Raw genomic sequence first — 19,724 nt, forward strand, 5'->3', positions numbered from 1 at the left:
ATTACATCGCCGTAATGCCAACCAACCTGTACGGTCCGAATGATAACTTCCACCTGGAAAACAGTCACGTACTGCCGGCCATGATTCGCAAGATTCACCTGGCGAAATGCCTGAATGAGGGCGATTGGGATGCGGTACGCAAGGATATCAACCTGCGCCCGGTGGAAGGTGTAAACGGAAGTAATACGGACGAGGAGATTCTGGAAAAGCTGGCGAAATTCGGCATCACACCGGAAGCTGTTACGCTTTGGGGTACGGGAAAGCCGATGCGTGAGTTTTTGTGGAGTGAAGAAATGGCGGATGCCAGCGTACATGTGTTGCTGAACGTGGACTTCAAGCAGACGTATGATGCGTCAAAGAAGAATGCGGACGGTATTACTGAAATCCGTAACTGCCACATCAACGTGGGTACGGGTAAGGAAGTGTCTATCTGCGAAGTGGCAGAGAAAATCATGAAGGAAATCGGCTTCAAGGGTGAACTGCGCTGGGATGCATCGAAACCGGACGGCACACTGCGCAAGCTGACGGACGTAAGCAAACTGCACAGCCTGGGATGGCACCATAAAGTAGAAATAGACGAAGGTATTCACCGCTTGTATGAATGGTACCTGAAGGGTATCTGCATCAATCATCAGACGGTATAAGAAAGTATTTGTTTTTCTACGGATTATTCTCTTTCTTTGTGAAAGAAATAATTGAAAAACAATAAGAAGATGACACAATTAAATATCGCTGTAGCCGGCACAGGCTACGTGGGTTTATCCATAGCCACACTGCTGGCTCAGCATCATCAGGTAACAGCAGTAGATGTAATATCTGAAAAGATAGAAAAAATCAATCACCGTATCAGCCCGATTCAGGATGAGTACATCGAAAAGTATTTAGCAGAGAAGGAACTGAACCTGACCGCTACACTGGACGGGGCTTCAGCTTACCGGAATGCGGATTTCGTGGTGATTGCCGCTCCCACCAACTACGACCCGGTGAAGAATTATTTTGATACGTCGCATGTAGAAGAGGTGATTGACCTGGTACTGGAAGTGAACCCGGATGCGGTGATGGTAATCAAGAGTACCATCCCAGTGGGCTACTGCCGCAGCTTGTACGTGAAGTATGCGGAAAAATTCCGCTCCACTCCTGCCCTTGCGGGAAAGAAATTCAACCTGCTATTCTCACCGGAGTTCTTGCGTGAGAGTAAGGCGCTGTACGATAACCTCTACCCCAGCCGTATCATCGTGGGCTTCCCGAAACTGATTAACGGACGCGACGAGGAGAACGCGGCTATTCAGGCGATTGCCGGGGAAGATCTGGAGGAAAAGGCGCATGAGTTTGCGGCGCTGCTGCAGGAAGGTGCCTTGAAGCCGGACATCGATACGCTGTTTATGGGACTGAAAGAGGCAGAAGCGGTGAAGCTGTTTGCCAATACTTACCTGGCTCTGCGTGTAAGCTACTTCAATGAGCTGGATACGTATGCAGAGGTGAAAGGCCTGAACACACAGGCCATCATTCAGGGTATCTGCCTAGACCCGCGCATCGGTTCGCATTATAACAACCCTTCTTTTGGCTACGGGGGCTACTGTCTGCCGAAGGACACGAAGCAGCTGTTGGCCAACTACCAGGATGTGCCGGAGAACCTGATTCAGGCCATTGTGGAGAGTAACCGCACGCGTAAGGATTTCATTGCGGACCAGGTGCTGAAGAAAGCGGGATACTACGACTATTACAACCGCGGGGATTTCAGTCCGGAAGCGGAGAAGGAATGTGTCATCGGGGTATATCGCCTGACCATGAAGTCGAACAGCGACAATTTCCGCCAAAGCAGTATCCAGGGAGTAATGAAGCGTATCAAGGCGAAGGGTGCCACGGTCATCATCTATGAACCGACTTTGGAAGACGGCACTACGTTCTTCGGCTCAAAGGTGGTGAATAACCTGGAGGATTTCAAGAAGCAGAGCAACGCCATCATTGCCAACCGCTACGATGCGTGTCTGGATGAGGTAAAGGAAAAAGTTTATACACGTGACATTTTCAGAAGAGACTAAATCAATTAATAATTAATAATTAAGAATGAAAGGTATTGTGTTAGCCGGTGGTAGCGGCACACGTCTCTACCCCATTACCAAGGGAGTGAGCAAGCAGATGCTCCCAGTGTTTGACAAACCGATGATTTATTATCCTATCTCCGTGCTGATGCTGGCGGGTATACGGGAGATTCTGATTATCTCTACGCCCTACGACTTGCCGGGATTCCAGCGTCTGCTGGGCGACGGAAGTAACTTCGGGGTACGTTTTGAATATGCGGAACAGCCCTCGCCCGACGGACTGGCACAGGCTTTTCTTATCGGGGAGAAGTTCATCGGGGATGACGCGGCCTGTCTGGTGCTAGGGGACAATATTTTCCATGGAAACGGACTGAGTGCGATGCTGCGGGAAGCGGTACGTACGGCTGAAGAGGATAAGAAGGCTACGGTATTCGGTTACTGGGTGAGCGACCCGGAACGTTATGGGGTGGCGGAATTTGACAAGGAAGGGAACTGTCTTTCCATTGAGGAGAAACCGCAGCATCCGAAATCGAACTATGCGGTGGTGGGCTTGTACTTCTATCCGAACAAGGTGGTAGAGGTGGCCAAAAGCATCAAGCCGTCGGCTCGCGGGGAACTGGAAATTACTACGGTGAACCAGCGATTCCTGGAAGACGGGGAACTGAAGGTGCAGACATTGGGACGGGGATTTGCCTGGCTGGATACGGGTACGCACGACTCGCTGGCAGAGGCTTCTACCTACATTGAGGTGATTGAAAAGCGTCAGGGATTGAAAGTGGCGTGTCTGGAAGGGATTGCCTATCGCAAGGGCTGGATTTCGGCCGACAAATTGCGGGAGGAAGCGCAACCGATGCTGAAGAACCAGTACGGACAATATCTGCTGAAGGTGATTGACGAGGTGGAGCGTACGGGGAAGGCAAACCTGGAATAACGTTTATAGTTAATAATTAGAAGTTAAAAATTAAAAGCGTTTCTTCAGTTAATAGTTAAATGACTTATCTGTTTATATAAAATGGAAGTAATTAAAACAGCGATAGAGGGTGTGGTGATTATCGAGCCACGCATTTTTAAGGATGCCAGAGGGTATTTCTTTGAATCGTTCTCTCAACGGGAGTTTGAAGAGAAGGTGGGAAAGATTAATTTTGTGCAGGACAATGAGAGCATGTCATCGTACGGGGTGATGCGCGGGCTGCATTTCCAGCGTCCGCCGTACACACAGAGTAAACTGGTACGCTGTGTGAAGGGTGCGGTACTGGACGTAGCGGTGGACATCCGCAAAGGGAGTCCTACTTACGGGCAGCATGTGGCCGTGGAACTGACGGAGGAGAATCATCGCCAGTTTTTTGTGCCGCGGGGCTTTGCGCACGGTTTTGCCGTACTGAGTGAAACGGCCATCTTCCAATACAAGTGTGACAACTTCTATCATCCGGAAGCGGACGGTGGTATCAGCATCCTGGATGATTCGCTGGGCATCGACTGGCGTATTCCGACGGAACACGCTATCCTGAGCGAGAAAGACACCAAGCATCCGCTGTTGAAGGATTTTGATTCTCCATTTGAATTTTAATCCTTTTAGCATGTCCATTAGGAAATAAAGAAAAAAATTTGTTCTTTTGCATTAGAACCAAATCCAAATGTATGAATGTGACAGTTTTTAATCCGGCTCAATTACAAGTGCTCGACATGATGTCGTTTGTAGATAGTCCTGAAGCTTTGGCAGAACTGAAAAAGGCTATTTCTGACTATTTCGCCAAACAAGCCCAAAAGGAGATTGACCGTTTGTGGGAAAATGGAGAATTGAATGAGGAAAAAGTCGAAAAATTCTACCAACTGCATGAACGTACTCCCTATAAATGAATATGAGAAACATTGTAAGTCTAATGGATTATTAACAACAAATATATCACCATTATATTAATTTTTTATCTTATGACTACATTCAAGCGTAACATACTGATTACCGGCGGTGCCGGATTTATTGGCAGCCACGTGGTGCGCCTGTTCGTAAACAAGTATCCGGAATACCGTATCATCAACCTGGACAAGCTGACGTATGCGGGTAACCTGGCGAACCTGAAGGACATTGAGAACCTGCCGAACTATGTGTTCATAAAGGCGGACATCTGCGACTACGAGAAGATGCAGGAGCTGATGGAGCTGTATCACGTGGACGGTATCATTCACCTGGCTGCAGAGAGCCATGTGGACCGCAGCATCAAGGATCCGTTTACCTTTGCACGCACCAACGTGATGGGTACGCTGTCGCTGCTGCAGGCGGCCAAGGTGTACTGGGAAAGTCTGCCGGAGAAGTATGAGGGCAAGCGTTTCTATCACATCTCTACCGACGAGGTGTACGGGGCGCTGGAGATGACACATCCGGAAGGTATCGAGCCGCCGTTCACTACCACGGCTTCGTCGTCGGAACATCACCTGGCGTACGGGAAGGATTTCTTCTACGAGGATACGAAGTATAATCCGCACAGCCCCTACTCTGCCAGCAAGGCGAGCAGCGACCACTTTGTGCGGGCATTCCACGATACGTACGGCATGCCGACCATCGTGACGAACTGTTCGAACAACTACGGGCCGTATCAGTTCCCGGAGAAGCTGATTCCGCTGTTCATCAACAACATCCGTCACCGCAAGCCGCTGCCGGTATACGGTAAGGGGGAAAACGTGCGCGACTGGCTGTATGTGGAAGACCATGCGCGGGCCATCGACGTGATTTTCCACAACGGTAAGACGGCAGAAACCTATAACATCGGCGGTTTCAATGAATGGAAGAACATTGACATCATCAAGGTGGTGATTAACACGGTAGACCGTCTGCTGGGCCGCAAGGAGGGTGAAGACATGGATCTGATTACCTACGTGACCGACCGCCTGGGCCACGACATGCGTTATGCCATCGACTCTACAAAGCTGCAGAAAGAACTGGGCTGGGAACCGAGCCTGCAGTTTGAAGAGGGCATAGAAAAGACAGTGCGCTGGTACCTGGACAACCAGGAATGGATGGACAACGTGACGAGCGGTGACTACCAGAAGTATTATGACTCGATGTATAAGGGACGATAACCAAGAACTAAAAATAAAGGAGGAAAGTATCTGCATTTCAAATCCACTGAAATACAGATACTTTTTTCATCATAAGGTCACTTGACAAATATACAAAAGCTGCATACAAAAAAATTATACATCTTATCTGAAATAACGGGAAAGAACAATCAATCTAATCATTTATTTTGTATCTTTGTGTATAAAATAATCAGTTTATATGGAAATAGGGATATTAAATATACTGGATAAAAAAGATATAAGTGCAGAACGCATTGTATTGCAAGTAAGAGAAGATTGTAACAGCTGGGCATTTATTCTTTTCTGTAATACCTCAAAAGATGAAGGTTGCAGAAAATCTTTTATATTTCCCAACATGGAAATCCATAAAGGTGACATGATTACTATATACTCCAAAAGAGGCACAGAGAAAAAACAAAAAATATCCAATGGAAATATAAATCATATTTTATATTGGAAAGAAGATAATTCGATATGGGAGAAAAACACAACTGCACTATTAGTCAAAGTAGCAGATTTCACATATAAAAGCATATAAAATGAATTTTCTCTTCTGGAATATAAATAAAAAAAATACAAGTTTCTTATTTGATAAAATAAGTATTCTAATACAGAATGAGCATATTGATGTTTGTATGCTTGCAGAACTGGATCAAGCAGATACGGCAAAACTATTACATATCATTAACTCAAGAAACGGTAATTCCTACAAGATAGTCCAATGTCTGGTATGGAAAAAAATCGTGATTATAAGTAAAAAAAACATCGATATAAGTACATACGACGAAAGCGGTAAAAGGATTGGTGCTTTTAAAATAAAAAGTGATATATTTGAAAAAGAAGTTCTATTATTTCCAATCCACTTTTATGACAAAAAAAACTATGACTCTACAGAACAAAATGAACGAATAGAAAAAATTAAAAAGTTCATAGATGATACCGAAAGCAGACATGGAGAAAGTAATTTATCTATAGTATGCGGAGACTTCAATTTAAACCCTTTTGAGACTCCAATGATAAAAACAAAAGGAATGCATGCCGTCATGGAAAAAGACATAGCCAAAAAAGGTGAAAGAATTGTAGACGGAGATGCGTACAAGTTTTTTTATAATCCCATGTGGGGATTTTATGGCGACAATGGGAAAGGAAATGTATCGGGAACTTATTTCCTACAACGATCATTGAATGTAGAATTATTCTGGCATTTACTTGATCAGGTTCTCATCAGAAAAGGACTCATAGATTATTTTGAAGATTCACAATTAGATATAATCACAACCATAGATGGGAATAGCTTATTAAACAGAAACGGTTCTATTAACAACAAAGATTATTCAGATCATTTGCCACTAAAATTTCGAATAAACATCTAAAAATATATACCATGTGTAAAAGTTTATGGCCTGATATTACTGCTAAAAGGGAAGAAACTCCTAAGGATATTCTGCAGCAGCAAGCAAATTTCTTATCGGAAAATACAAATGGGAAAATCGTCGGAAATATAGAGATTTCTGAGGGTAGTAACTTTGAGATTGAAAAAGATTTAAGAACTTTGATAAGACGAACGGAGCAAGACCTTTGTTATAAACTCTATATTACTGCGACTCACATGGGGGGTGTTCGTTTTTTATTACTTAGCATGTTACAAAATCCCATCGAAATCTATCCATGCCATCTGAAAGATGAAGTAAATGAAGTAGAATATAAAGACCTAGAGAATATGGATAGTTTCATAGCTAGATTAAAAGAAATTCTTCAAAGTCCTAAAATAAGCACATTGCTGTCAAACTTAATATGAAATTATGAAAAGATATTGCCAGACACTGGAACTCTATGACGACAAGGAGCTGATTGAGGCCTACGTGGCGGAACATGCGCACGTGTGGGAAGAGGTGAAAGCGGGTATCCGCGAAGTAGGTATCACGGACATGCAGATTTACATTGACGGAAACCGCCTGTTCATGATTATGGATACCACGGATGAGTTTGACATGGAACGGGATTATGCACGACTGGCTACCCTGCCCCGTCAGGCGGAATGGGAAGCGCACATGGCGAAGTTCCAGAAAGCTGCTCCGGGAGCTACCTCGCAGGAGAAATGGAAGCTGATGACGCGGATATTTAAGCTGTAAAGAGTGAAAGAGTGAAAAATTAAAAGTTAAAAGTTAAAAACGAGTGGATGTTTTCTCTTTTGACAAAAGAACAGAAAGACAAAAGATTTAATAATAAAGTGAAAACGGGATGCTTTTACCGCTTTTACTTTTTAACTATTAACTTTTAACTCTATATGTTCTTCTGTTCTTATGTCTAAAAATATATGCTCATGAAAAAGTTATTGTCATTGCCACCGAATCTGGTGGAATGTTTTCACGATATTATGCACGCGGACCACAAGGAGTGGTTCTGCACATCGGACCCGGTGGGAAAGAAACTGGGTTCGGGAGGTGGTACGGCCTGGCTGCTGAATGCTTGCTGGGAGGAAGAGGATAAGGATGCCGCACTGGGCGACTGGCTGGCACGGGAGAAGCGTATCCTGCTGCATGCAGGGGGACAGAGCCGCCGTCTGCCGGGCTATGCGCCGTCGGGCAAGGTACTGACGCCGATACCGGTGTTCCGCTGGGCACGCGGACAGCGCATCACACAGGACTTGCTGTCGCTGCAGTTGCCGCTGTATGAGGAAATCATGGAACGGGCGCCGGAAGGGCTTCGTACGCTGATTGCGAGCGGCGACGTGTACATCCGTGCCACGGAGCCGCTGCAGGAGATTCCGGATGTGGACGTGGTGTGCTACGGCTTGTGGGTGGACCCGGAACTGGCAAAGAACCACGGGGTGTTCGTGTCGTCGCGGAAGGAACCGGAGAAGCTGGACTTCATGCTGCAGAAGCCGAGCGTGGAGGAAATGGGCCAGCTGATGCAGGATTACCTGTTCCTGATGGACATCGGCATCTGGCTGCTGAGTGACCGTGCCATCGAGCTGATGGTGAAACGTTCTACCGACAAGGACGGGGGCGTGAAGTTCTACGACATGTACTCGGAGTTCGGGCTGGCACTGGGAGCGCATCCGCGCATCGTGGATGAGGAGCTGAACAGCCTGAAGGTGGCTATCCTGCCGCTGCCGGGCGGTGAGTTCCACCACTACGGTACGAGCCGGGAGATGATTTCGTCGACGCTGGCGGTGCAGAACTGCGTGACGGACCAGCGGGCGATTATGCACCACAAGGTGAAACCGCATCCGGCGGTGTTCGTGCAGAATGCGGAGATGGAGTTCCCGCTGACGGCAGACAACGCGGAGGTGTGGGTGGAAAACAGCCACGTGGGCAAGAACTGGACACTGCATAGCCGGAACATCATCACGGGGGTACCGCGCAACGACTGGGCGCTGAACGTGCCGGAAGGGGTGTGCATCGACGTGGTGCCGATGGGCGAACGGGAGTTTGCCGCACGTCCGTACGGTTTTAACGATAAATTCAAGGGGAGCCTGAAGGAGGCTTCTACGGCATATCTGGGCCGTCCGGTGACGGAATGGCTGGCGGAAAGAGGTCTGACAGCGGACGAAATCCGGGGCTGTGAGGACTTGCAGTCGGCTGCGATTTTCCCGGTGACAGACTCGATAGAGGATTTGGGCACGGTGCTGCAATGGATGACGGATGACGGACAGGGTGAAGCCGGACGGGCTATCTGGCAGAAGGCACGAAAGGTATCGGCCGACGAGATTTCGGCGTATGCGAACCTGCGACGGCTGTTCGCCCAGCGGGAGGTGTTCCGCAAGGAGAACTGGAGCCTGCTGGCCAAGAACCAGGAACGGAGCGTGTTCTATCAGGTGGACTTGCAGGAAGCAGCGGAAGCGTTTGCCAAAGGGGGCATCGCCCTGCCGGAGGAACTGCCGGAGGGGACTTCTCTGCTGAAGCGTATCAGCGACGCGATGTTCCGTGCGAAGGTGCGCGAGCTGGAGGGGAATCCGGAAGCGAAGGAGCTGGAGGCACGGGCGTTCGGCCTGATGCGTCAGGGACTGACCAGCACGATGGACTATCGTCAGCAGCCGAAGTTGTCGGTGTATGCGGACCAGATTGTGTGGGGACGCAGCCCGGTGCGTATCGACATTGCAGGGGGATGGACGGATACCCCACCCTACAGCCTGATGGAGGGCGGAAATGTGGTGAACCTGGCCATTGAGCTGAACGGACAGCCGCCGCTGCAGGTGTACGTGAAACCGTCGAAGGAGTACCGCATTACGTTGCGCTCGATTGACCTGGGTGCCATGGAGGTGGTGTCTACCTACGAGGAGCTGCAGCATTTCAACAAGGTGGGTTCGCCTTTCTCTATTCCCAAGGCGGCACTGGTGCTGGCTGGGTTCCATCCGGATTTCTCCATGGAACGGTTTGCTTCGCTGGAAGCACAGCTGAAAGCGTTCGGCACGGGTATTGAAGTGACCTTGCTGTCGGCCATTCCGGCGGGTTCGGGACTGGGCACCAGCTCTATCCTGGCGGCTACGGTGTTAGGGGCGCTGAATGATTTCTGCGGCCTGAACTGGGACAAGCAGGGCATCGGCAGCCGTACACTGGTATTGGAACAGTTGCTCACCACGGGGGGCGGCTGGCAGGATCAGTACGGGGGTGTGCTGCACGGGGTGAAGCTGCTACAGACGCAACCGGGATGGCATCAGGAACCGAAGGTGCGCTGGTTGCCGGATTACCTGTTCACGAGCGACGAGTACCGCAAGTGCCATCTGCTGTATTACACGGGCATTACGCGTACGGCCAAGGGCATCCTGGCGGAGATTGTGAAGGGCATGTTCCTGAACTCGAACCGTCACCTGCACCTGCTGGAGCAGATGAAGGGTCACGCCATGGATATGTACGATGCCATCCTGCGGAATGATTTCGAGGAAACGGGACGACTGATACGGAAGACGTGGAAGCAGAACCAGCTGCTGGATGAGGGTACGAACCCGGCGACAGTGCAGGCCTTGACGGAACGGATTGACGACCTCTGCCTGGGATATAAGTTGCCGGGGGCCGGGGGCGGCGGTTACCTGTACATGGTGGCCAAGGATCCGGATGCGGCGGTGCGTATCCGCCGGATTCTGACAGAGGAACGTCCGAACGAACGGGCGCGCTTCGTGGAGATGAGTTTATCGAACAAGGGACTGGAAATCAGTAGAAGCTGAGATGGAAAAGATTGGATTAGTAAGAACCAGGGACGGAAAGAGTTTCCTGGTTCCTTTTATTTTGATTACTTCCCTCTTTTTTCTGTGGGGAGTGGCACACAGTATTCTGGATGTGCTGAACAAACATTTTCAAGATACACTGGAGATTACCCGCACGCGCTCGGCCCTGATTCAGGCGGTGGTGTACGGAGGGTATTTTATCATGGCACTGCCGGCAGGACGGATTATCCGCCGCTTCGGCTACCGCACGGGGGTGCTGACGGGCCTGGTGCTGTATGGCATCGGGGCGTTGCTGTTCATTCCGGGAGGACGGATTCAGTCGTTTGAGTTTTTCCTGCTGGCGCTGTTCGTCATCGGTTGTGGACTGACCTGCCTGGAAACGGCTTCGAACCCGTATGTCACGGTGCTGGGTGAACCGGAAAGCAGTGAGCGGCGCATCAACCTGGCGCAATCGTTCAACGGGCTGGGCTGGATTTGCGGTCCGCTGGCGGGAGGTTTCTTCCTCTTTGCCGGAGGAGGTGACGTGACTACTCCTTACGCGGTGCTGGGTACGGTGGTGCTGTGCATCGCCATCCTCTTTTCGCGGGTGAAACTGCCGGAAATAGGCCGGGAAGCAGAAAGCGAACAGGCTGAAGCGAGCGGGAAATCGCTGTGGAGAACGACCTCGTTCACAGTGGGACTGCTGTCGCTTTTCCTTTACGTGGCTGCACAGACGGGCATCAACAGTTTTTTCATCAACTACGCCACCGAAAATGCGGGTGTTTCGGCACAGGAGGCTTCGGTATGGCTGTCGTTCGGCGGCATGGGATTGTTCATGGCCGGACGCATGGGCGGAAGCTGGCTGATGCGCTTCGTGAAGGGGGAAAAAGTGCTGGCCGTTTGTGCGGCTGGTGCTTGTGTATGCATGGCGGCAGTCATTCTGATGCCGGGCGGAGCAGGATGGTATTTCCTGTTACTGTGCTTTTTATGTGAATCGATTATGTTTCCTACTATTTTTTCCTTATCTTTGCGCCATGCTGGCACACAAACCAAACAGGCTTCTTCTTATCTGATTATGTCGATTGTAGGAGGAGCAGTGGCTCCCTTGTTAATGGGGCTCATAGCCGACCGTATTTCCATGGCAGTGGGATTTATCGTACCGCTGATTTGCTTTATGGAAATCTGGGGATTCGCAGCAAGATACAGAAAACTATCGTAATGGTTTTGTCACATTATCGTACACAGGCAACGGATTATCCATATAAACGCACACAAACGTATGCTGAAACTAAAAGATATAAAAATCGTTGAATCGAAGAAAGAGCTGGAGGCTCTTCCGGAAGGGAAACTGTTAATCAATACCATCAATGCGCACTCCTATAATACGGCTCTGAAGGATACGTTCTTTGCCGAAGCGCTGATGAAAGGGGATGCACTGATTCCCGACGGAGCAAGTATCGTGATGGCTTGCCGGAAACTGAAAGCAAAAAGCCAGCCGACAGAACGTATTGCCGGATGGGACTTGTTTACCATGGAGATGGAACGGCTGAACCAGAAGGGAGGTACCTGCTTCTTCATGGGAAGTAGCGAAAAGGTGCTGAATCTGATTCGGGAGAAAGCGAAAACGGTCTACCCGAACATCCGGATTGAAACGTACTCCCCACCCTACAAGCCGGAATTCTCGGAGGAAGAGAACCGGGCAATCATCGAAGCCATCAACCGGGCTAATCCGGACTTGCTGTGGATTGGTATGACGGCCCCCAAACAGGAGAAGTGGGCATACCGCCATTGGAATGAACTGGACATTCACTGCCATTGCGGCACCATCGGTGCGGTGTTCGACTTTTTTGCCGGCACCATGGAACGGGCTCCTCTGTGGTGGCAGGAACACAGTCTGGAATGGTTGTACAGACTGCTGAAAGAACCGAAACGGATGTGGCGCCGATACATTATCGGAAACACGTTGTTTATCTGGAATATCTTTAGAGAAATGTGACTAGCAAATCAGGGGGTTGAAACACTAATAAAAACATAGCGCATGAAAACAAAATATGACGCCTATAACAGTTGGGTAAGCTTTTTTATCGTTACTTGTGAAACGCTTATTACGGGTGGATTGTTCTATCTGTTGTTTCTCACTACAGAAGATACGCCATGGCACAAGATTCTGCAGGCGCCGCACCTGCAGATCATCCTGACGGTGATGCTTTGCTACTTCGTATCGGCCATGCAGGCTGGCGTGGTGCTTTACCGGCGTAAGGTATATGCCTACCAGATTCTGGGTAAGGTATTGAAAAGTACAATCTGCTTCGGAGTATTGTCGGGGGTAGTGCTGGAACTGGGACGATTCATGGATGCCTGGTCATATTTCTACCTGACTTTTTTAGGGCTGCTGTTTATTTCGCTGTCTGTATTCCGTATCCTCATGCGATGGGGGTTGAAAAGATACCGTTCGAAAGGTGGTAACCTGCGCTATGTAGTGCTGGTGGGTAGTTCAGAAAACAACCGCGAGCTATATTATGAACTGACGACTCAGGACTGGACCGGATTCAGGGTAAAGGGGTATTTCGACTTTGAGCCGAACCCGAAGTTTCCACAGGAATGTCCGTACCTGGGAAAACCCCAGGACGTGAAAGAATACCTGGAAAAGAACGGGAATACGCATTACCTGTTCTGCTGTCTGCCTTCGAAGGAACATGTCATTATCCGTTCGCTGATTAATTACTGCGAGAACCACCTGGTGCATTTCTACAGTGTGCCAAACATTTACAACTATCTGCAGAACCGGGTATATTTCAATATGATAGGAAACGTACCTTTCCTGAGCCTACGACCAGACCCGCTGAGCCGGACGGGCAACAAGATGATGAAACGGGCGTTCGACATTGTGTTCTCACTGCTGTTTCTGTGTACGCTCTTCCCGATTATCCTGCTCATTGTGACCATTATCACCAAGCTGACGATGCCGGGACCAGTATTCTTCAAACAAAAACGAAACGGGCTGAACGACAAGGAGTTCTACTGCTATAAGTTCCGGAGCATGAGGGTGAACACACAGGCCGACTCGCTGCAGGCTACCAAGGATGACCCGCGCAAGACACGCTGGGGAAACATCATGCGAAAAACAAGCATCGACGAACTGCCGCAGTTTATCAATGTACTGCTGGGCGACATGAGCGTGGTAGGTCCCCGACCGCACATGCTGAAACACACGGAGGAATATTCGAAACTGATTAACAAGTATATGGTGAGACACTTCGTGAAGCCGGGTATCACGGGCTGGAGCCAGGTGACGGGCTATCGCGGAGAGACCAAGGAGCTGAAGGATATGGAAGGACGTATCCGTGGAGATATATGGTATATCGAACACTGGAGCTTCGGTCTGGACTTGTTTATCATCTATAAAACGGTGGCGAACGCCATACACGGGGAAAAGAACGCATACTAGGACTTAATGAAAATTTATTTATAACCAAAGTTTTATGAATCATTTTTTAAGGCGGGGTATCTGCCTGGGAGCATGGGTGGCCGGTTGCGGCATGGCTCATGCACAGCTGGCTACGGTAAAAACGAACGCGCTGCTGTGGGGGAACCTGACGCCGAACATTTCAATGGAGCTGGTGACAGCTTCCAAATTCAGCCTGGAAGGAACTGTGTTTTACGGACTGGACAAGGCGCCGCTGGATGCCCAGTTGAAAGGGGCACAGGCGGAGTTCAGGTATTGGATTTCTGGGAGGCCGATGGCGCGCTCGTTCATCGGCTTATCTGTAAGCGGACTAAGGTATACGGTGGTGCACAAGGGAAAGGCGCACCAGGGAGAAGCTGCAGGACCGGGACTGACATACGGCTATGCCTGGCCGCTGAGCAAACGGTTCAACCTGGAATTCTCGGCCGGAGTAGGTGCCCTGTGGTATAGGGAGAAGAAATATCCGGAGGGTACATACCTGAAAAAAGAAGAGTATAATGCAAACGGAGTGAAGTGTGTGCCGACAGAAATAGCGGTGTCATGCTGCTATTTATTCTAAGAAGCTGAAGCGTATGAATAGGAAAAGAATAAGCCGCATCGGGAAATATGTACTGGTTACGATGCTGCTGACTGCTGTCCCCGCAAGCGGATGGGCGCAGCGAATGATCAAGGTGAGCGGCACGGTCTACAACATTGCGGACAAGAAAAAGAAGATTCCGTTCTCGGGAAGCGTGGTCTATGTATATAGCTGCAAGACGGTGGCGGCCGCAAAGGACCTGAAGAACAGTCTGGACAAGGATAATACCAATTTCGCACTGTTCATGAACGAAGATGAAAGGGCGGAAACGGATGCCAACGGGTATTACGAGATTCTGGTGCCGGACAACGGGGCACTGGTGTTCAAAGCGGGCCTGAACAAGGCCATTCTGGAAAAGGTGAGCAACCGCATGAAAATAGACGTAGAAGTGGATGACGGTATCTATCTGAAGGAGGTAGTGGTAACGGGAGAGCTGAAGCAGATTCAGCCGGAACCGAAGGCCAGCCGACTGATAGGTAACCGTTTTTATCCTTATAATACGTTCCTGGTCCCACATGGAGAAGGCAACAAGTATTCGCGCCTGATTGTGCAGCCGTATGTGCTGAACTGTGTGACCAACGACACGGTGGCTTTCCTGAAGCCGCTGGTATACGACGGCAAAGAATATCACCTGACCCAGACCCGACGAATGGGGTACGACCTGAAAAGGGATCCTCTGGAGCCTTATATCCAGTCACGGCCGCTGGTGAATGAGCGGATGGTGATTGAATGGCAAGACACGGTGACGGTGCCCGACCCGAACGTGAATTACAGTTGCTATGCGGATTTCTGTATAGAGGACTACAACAATGTTCCGTTCAGAAAGACGTATCAGATTAATACATGCGAGAACAAGCGCCCCCTGAAATTCCTGCAATATGACCTGATAGCCCTGGATATGGATTTCCAGAAATATCCGGAGAAGGCACAGGTGGAGAAGTTTGACACGGAGGACCAGGTGGAGCTCAGCTTTGAAATCAACTCGGACCGGCTGACGGACGACCCGAAGAACCAGGAGAGTCTGGCCGGAATACGGAAGAAACTGAACCTGATTCTGAACGAGCCCGGCGCCCTGCTGAAAGAGTTTCACGTCATCGGCAAGGCATCGCCGGAAGGATATTACCAGCAAAACCTGCAGCTGGCCCAGAAACGTATGCAGCGGATTCAGCAGGAGGTTATCGGGGTACTCCCCCATGCGGTAGCCGAACGCGTGTATCAGAACCCGCAGGCGGAAGTGGCTTCATGGAACGAGGTGGCCGAACTGCTGGAGAAGGACAGCCTGATGGAAACGGCCGGTTTCATCAGAAAGGTTGTAAGAGAACTGCCCGACCAGATGAACCGGCAGGGACAGCGAATCAAGGCCTCCAAGGACTACCGTACGGTGATTGTGCCTTACCTGGAGCAGCTGAGACAAGTGAAGTACCTGTGCCGCTATGACATCTACCGGGAACCGACCGACAAGGAGGTGATGGCGGCTTACCGGAGAAAAGGACTGAACGGGATGTACACCCGGTATGAATACTGGAAGCTGCTGCAATTGCTGAAGGACAGTCAGGAAAAGGAGGCGGTGGCACGCAAGGCATACGAAGAATCGCTAAGCATGAAGCGTCCATGGGTGCTGGCCGGAAACACGCTGGCCAAGCTGTACCTGGAAAAGGATGTGACCGACACGCGGATACTGGAACCGCTGATAGACCGTACCATCTTTACCGTGAACTATGAAAGGAAAAACATGGATACGGGAAGAACGGAGATTATCAACCCGATTGAGGTGGTGGTGAACCAGCTGTGCATGTATATCAAAGCGGGCGACTTTGAAAATGCCAGTGTCATGGCCAAGCTGATTCCGGCGGATTACAAGGAATTTGACCTGGTGAAGGCGTACGCATGGGCCATGGGCGGCTATTTCCAGGGAGGGAATACGCCTGAAGAGACGCAGCGAGCCGCAGAGACCTTCCGCACCATCTGTCAGTCGTCCGTACAGAACGAGGCGGTGATGAACCTGGCACTGGAAACGCCGCAGGGAAACGCACAGGCGGAAAAGGTGCTGGAACAGATGGCGGACGAGAGTCCGGTGAAATGGTACCTGAAGGCGGTGACGGAAGCCAGAAAGGGAGACGTAGGACTGACGGAAGCGGCTCTGTATCTGGTGAGATGTTTCAACCGGGACCAGAAGATGATTGTCACTGCCCAGAACGACGGTGAATTCACGAAAGAGATTGTGGAAACGGCGTTGGAGATGTATAAGAATCAGTAATCATGAAAATAAACAGAAAGACTTTATATATAGCTGCCCTCGGCTATTTGTGGATGGGCGGAACGGAAACTATCCTCGCACAGGATGCCACAGCCGATTCGGTGAAAACCGGCTTTTTCAACGCGATGGATTATGTGAGACAGAAAAGGTATATCCCTGCCGGAAGAGCGATTGACCCCAAGGCCAGGGGATGGAATTCTTCCTTGTCGATTTTTGCTGGTGCCGGGAAACTGGGAGGCGGAGCGGCAGGCCCCTACTCCAAAGAATTCGGTATCGCCTTCACAAAGGATGTAACCTCGTTCAACAGTTACCGTCTGGCCGTAGAAGGGGCGGTGAACGAACAGATTGGAAGAGGCGGCGTGGAAATAGCGCACATGTTCCGGATACTGGATTACCTGAGGGGCTACAAGGACGACCTGCGATGGGACCTGGAAACGGTACTGGGTATCGGCATCTACGGGACGAAAAACAAGGTTTCAAAGGAACGTTTCGTAGCTGGAGGCATACACGGCGGACTGCACGTGAACTACCATCTGCACAACCACCTGGACCTGTTTCTGGAACCGAGGGTGAATCTTTTTACCGACGGCATCAACGGGCTGGAGTCACAGAAGAGATATGACATCGGTGCCCAGGCGATGGCCGGACTGACTTACCGGTTTACCGGACTGAACAAGACTTCCGGTCCTTCGGCCAACTCCGGCGCACTGGACAACCTGTTCTACGAAATTTATGCGGGTATTCAGGGAGATTATTCTGCCAGAATACGAAAGGCACCGATAATGAACGGGGTACTGGAACCCGTAGGTCCGGTAATGGGTATCAGCATGGGAAAATGGTTCCTGCCTTTCGGGATAAGGGGAACTTTATTTGCCGGAGTGCATAATACCCTCTCCGAGAAGGGCACTGAAAAGATAAAAGAAGGCTACGGAGGCGTGCGACTGGAGGCTATGGTCAACCTGAACCGTCTGTTCGACGACCGGGTGACTGCCCCCCGACTGGAAGTAAACCTGATGGGAGGTGCGGAAGCCGGATTCGTGGCACACCGGGGAGCGACTTACGCCCGCAAAGTCAGACCTTTCACCGGACCGACACTCGGAGGACAGCTGGTGTATGCCGTAAACGACCACATCGGCGTATTCGGGCAGGCACGCTGGAGCAAGAACAGCTATACGCAAAATTTCTTGCACGGAACGAGCAGCAAACGCCGCATGCAGAACCTGAGCATAGAAATGGGGGTGCAGTACAGAAGACGCGAAGAATGTATTACCCGTCACCAATACCTGTTTGAACCCTATAACTTTGTATCGGTCGGCATGGGAGCAAATTACCCGATGCGTACCGGAGACCAGCAGCTGAAGGCCATGATGAAGCACCTGGGACAACAATTCTATGTGGGGTATGGAAGAAGATGGAGCAAATACTCATCGGCTAGAGGATACATCGAAATGGCGCATTATCCTTACAGTGTGAGCAAGCATGTATATCCCTTTACCCTCGGAGCGGACTACCTGGTAGACCTGAGCACCCTGGCCGCAGCGTATAACCCGGAAAGAATCTTTACGGTGGAAGGCCTGGCGGGTATTTTATACACGCACCACGGAACGGCACAAAAGGACTATTTCGGCGTACAGGCCGGGCTGAAAGAAACCGTGCGGATAAATGACCAATGGGGTGTCTTTGCGGAAGAAGTGCTGAGGGGCTACAAGGGAGCCATCACCCCGGGGGCCAGAACCTTGACGGAGAAGGGAATCTCCCTGCTTCCGTATGCGAATTTAGGGGTGAACCTGTACTTTTAGGCAGTTTTTTTATTAAACCTCACACATTTTGATAGATATCTTATCATTCCTTATCACGGTTTGGAAATATTGTATTATCTTTGACGCAGAATTAATAATTACATGAATATGAATAGTAGAATTTACATTCTGGCTATTGCACTGATGACAGGTGTAGGTGCAATGGCGCAAAACACGCAGCAAAACAGCAACGTAGAAAAGATTGAAAAATACACTGTACAGACCAACTTGTTTGGCGACAACTTGTTTGTAGGAGCCAACATCGGTGCGCAGATGTATGTAGGCGACTACATTTCAAAAGGAAAAGCCGGCAAACTGATTACTCCGACATTCGAAATCAATGTAGGAAAATGGTTTACTCCAGTTATCGGACTGAGAGCGGGATTCGGCGGCTACCAGGCTAAAGGTTACTCAGTTAAAGATGCTGGTTTTGCCTACAAACGCGTAGACACCAACGTGTATCGCACCAAATGGGGAATCCTGCACTTGCACGGTGACGTAATGCTGAACTTCACCAACCTGTTCTGCGGCTACCGTGAAGACAGATTGTACAATGCAATTCCTTACGTGAGCATCGGTTACCTGCGCGGTATCGACAATAACGAAAACGAATTGTCAGGAGGTATCGGATTCATCAACCGTTTCCGTTTGAACAAGGCTTGGGACTTGAACTTGGAATTGAAAGGAAACATCAACAACGACGTGATGGACGGTATCCGTGGCGGAAAGAATATGGAAGGTTCTGCAGCCATCATGGTAGGTGCAACTTACCGCTTCAACCGCAGAGACTGGACTAAGGGTACCGGTATCTCGGCTGCTGAAATGCAGGCTGTACAGAATCAGCTTAAGAGCATGAACGAAGAAAATGCCAGCTTGAGAAACCGCGTAAATGCACTGGAAGAAAAAAAACGTAACCAGCCGGTTGTAACTGAAACCAAGGCTAGCAACAAGCTGCCGGATGCAACTGAATATGTAGCGTTCTTCGACATCAACAAGGCTTACCTGAGCGAAAAAGAAGCAGTGAATCTGGAAGCTTATGCAAACCTGATCAAGAAGTATCCTGAAAACAAATTCATCATCACAGGATATGCTGACAAGCAGACTGGTTCGGCTGAATTCAACGAACGCCTGAGCAAGCTGAGAGCGGAAGCTGTATACAATACACTGGTAGATAAATATGGTGTAAACAAGGATCAGCTGACAATGGAATACAAAGGTGGTGTTGACACTATGTTCCGCGAAAATCCGCGTCTGAGCCGCGCCGCTATCATCCGCATGGCAAAATAAAAAAAACACTAAAATCATAGGAAATCGCTGCACTTCCTTGAAAAAGGAGATGCGGCGATTTCTTTTTTTCATTCT

At 49.6% G+C, this 19,724-nt stretch carries 18 protein-coding genes; all 18 read left to right on the forward strand.

The window, feature by feature from the left end; genetic code table 11:
* A partial coding sequence (locus DXD04_RS14710) for an NAD-dependent epimerase/dehydratase family protein (protein ID WP_117673947.1) occupies window positions 1-644 on the forward strand: 644 nt, incomplete at its 5' end.
* A gap of 69 nt (window positions 645-713) precedes the next feature.
* Complete coding sequence (locus tag DXD04_RS14715) at window positions 714-2,042, forward strand: nucleotide sugar dehydrogenase (RefSeq protein ID WP_117673948.1); 1,329 nt, start codon at window positions 714-716, stop codon at window positions 2,040-2,042.
* 25 nt (window positions 2,043-2,067) lie between these two features.
* Window positions 2,068-2,973 (forward strand): glucose-1-phosphate thymidylyltransferase RfbA, encoded by a 906-nt coding sequence (gene rfbA, locus DXD04_RS14720; protein ID WP_117673949.1) that lies wholly within the window; start codon window positions 2,068-2,070, stop codon window positions 2,971-2,973.
* Window positions 2,974-3,054: 81 nt separating this feature from the next.
* Entirely contained in the window at window positions 3,055-3,609 is a 555-nt protein-coding gene (gene rfbC, locus DXD04_RS14725; protein ID WP_117673950.1) for a dTDP-4-dehydrorhamnose 3,5-epimerase, read from the forward strand.
* Window positions 3,610-3,680: 71 nt separating this feature from the next.
* Window positions 3,681-3,899: a dephospho-CoA kinase gene (locus DXD04_RS14730; RefSeq protein ID WP_117673951.1), complete on the forward strand. Its 219-nt coding sequence runs from the start codon at window positions 3,681-3,683 to the stop codon at window positions 3,897-3,899.
* A 72-nt stretch (window positions 3,900-3,971) separates the two neighbouring features.
* Window positions 3,972-5,117, forward strand: coding sequence for a dTDP-glucose 4,6-dehydratase (locus DXD04_RS14735; protein WP_117673952.1), 1,146 nt, complete (start codon window positions 3,972-3,974; stop codon window positions 5,115-5,117).
* A 199-nt stretch (window positions 5,118-5,316) separates the two neighbouring features.
* On the forward strand, window positions 5,317-5,655 hold the full coding sequence (locus tag DXD04_RS14740) for a hypothetical protein (RefSeq protein WP_117673953.1): 339 nt from the start codon (window positions 5,317-5,319) through the stop codon (window positions 5,653-5,655).
* Between the two features lies 1 nt (window position 5,656).
* Window positions 5,657-6,490 carry an endonuclease/exonuclease/phosphatase family protein gene (locus DXD04_RS16790; RefSeq protein ID WP_220444616.1) on the forward strand — a complete coding sequence of 278 codons (834 nt, stop codon included), beginning with the start codon at window positions 5,657-5,659 and terminating at the stop codon, window positions 6,488-6,490.
* 11 nt (window positions 6,491-6,501) lie between these two features.
* Window positions 6,502-6,915: a hypothetical protein gene (locus DXD04_RS14750; RefSeq protein ID WP_117673954.1), complete on the forward strand. Its 414-nt coding sequence runs from the start codon at window positions 6,502-6,504 to the stop codon at window positions 6,913-6,915.
* Between the two features lie 4 nt (window positions 6,916-6,919).
* Entirely contained in the window at window positions 6,920-7,249 is a 330-nt protein-coding gene (locus DXD04_RS14755) for an L-rhamnose mutarotase (RefSeq protein WP_117673955.1), read from the forward strand.
* Window positions 7,250-7,440: 191 nt separating this feature from the next.
* The gene (locus DXD04_RS14760) at window positions 7,441-10,284 is read left to right on the forward strand and encodes a bifunctional fucokinase/fucose-1-phosphate guanylyltransferase (RefSeq protein ID WP_117673971.1); all 2,844 of its coding nucleotides are present in this window, start codon (window positions 7,441-7,443) and stop codon (window positions 10,282-10,284) included.
* A gap of 1 nt (window position 10,285) precedes the next feature.
* Window positions 10,286-11,482, forward strand: coding sequence for a sugar MFS transporter (locus DXD04_RS14765; RefSeq protein ID WP_117673956.1), 1,197 nt, complete (start codon window positions 10,286-10,288; stop codon window positions 11,480-11,482).
* A gap of 60 nt (window positions 11,483-11,542) precedes the next feature.
* A complete protein-coding gene (locus tag DXD04_RS14770) occupies window positions 11,543-12,259 on the forward strand; it encodes a WecB/TagA/CpsF family glycosyltransferase (protein WP_117673957.1) in 717 nt (238 codons plus the stop codon).
* Between the two features lie 42 nt (window positions 12,260-12,301).
* Window positions 12,302-13,711, forward strand: a complete 1,410-nt coding sequence (locus DXD04_RS14775) for an undecaprenyl-phosphate glucose phosphotransferase (protein WP_117673958.1) — start codon at window positions 12,302-12,304, stop codon at window positions 13,709-13,711.
* A 34-nt stretch (window positions 13,712-13,745) separates the two neighbouring features.
* The gene (locus tag DXD04_RS14780; RefSeq protein ID WP_117673959.1) at window positions 13,746-14,288 is read left to right on the forward strand and encodes a DUF3575 domain-containing protein; all 543 of its coding nucleotides are present in this window, start codon (window positions 13,746-13,748) and stop codon (window positions 14,286-14,288) included.
* Window positions 14,289-14,301: 13 nt separating this feature from the next.
* The gene (locus DXD04_RS14785; RefSeq protein WP_117673960.1) at window positions 14,302-16,563 is read left to right on the forward strand and encodes a hypothetical protein; all 2,262 of its coding nucleotides are present in this window, start codon (window positions 14,302-14,304) and stop codon (window positions 16,561-16,563) included.
* A gap of 2 nt (window positions 16,564-16,565) precedes the next feature.
* A complete protein-coding gene (locus tag DXD04_RS14790) occupies window positions 16,566-18,362 on the forward strand; it encodes a hypothetical protein (RefSeq protein ID WP_147330770.1) in 1,797 nt (598 codons plus the stop codon).
* Between the two features lie 108 nt (window positions 18,363-18,470).
* The gene (locus tag DXD04_RS14795) at window positions 18,471-19,649 is read left to right on the forward strand and encodes an OmpA family protein (RefSeq protein ID WP_181977490.1); all 1,179 of its coding nucleotides are present in this window, start codon (window positions 18,471-18,473) and stop codon (window positions 19,647-19,649) included.
* Window positions 19,650-19,724 lie beyond the last annotated feature (75 nt).

The sequence above is a fragment of the Phocaeicola plebeius genome, assembly GCF_003437535.1.
Classification (GTDB): domain Bacteria; phylum Bacteroidota; class Bacteroidia; order Bacteroidales; family Bacteroidaceae; genus Phocaeicola; species Phocaeicola plebeius_A.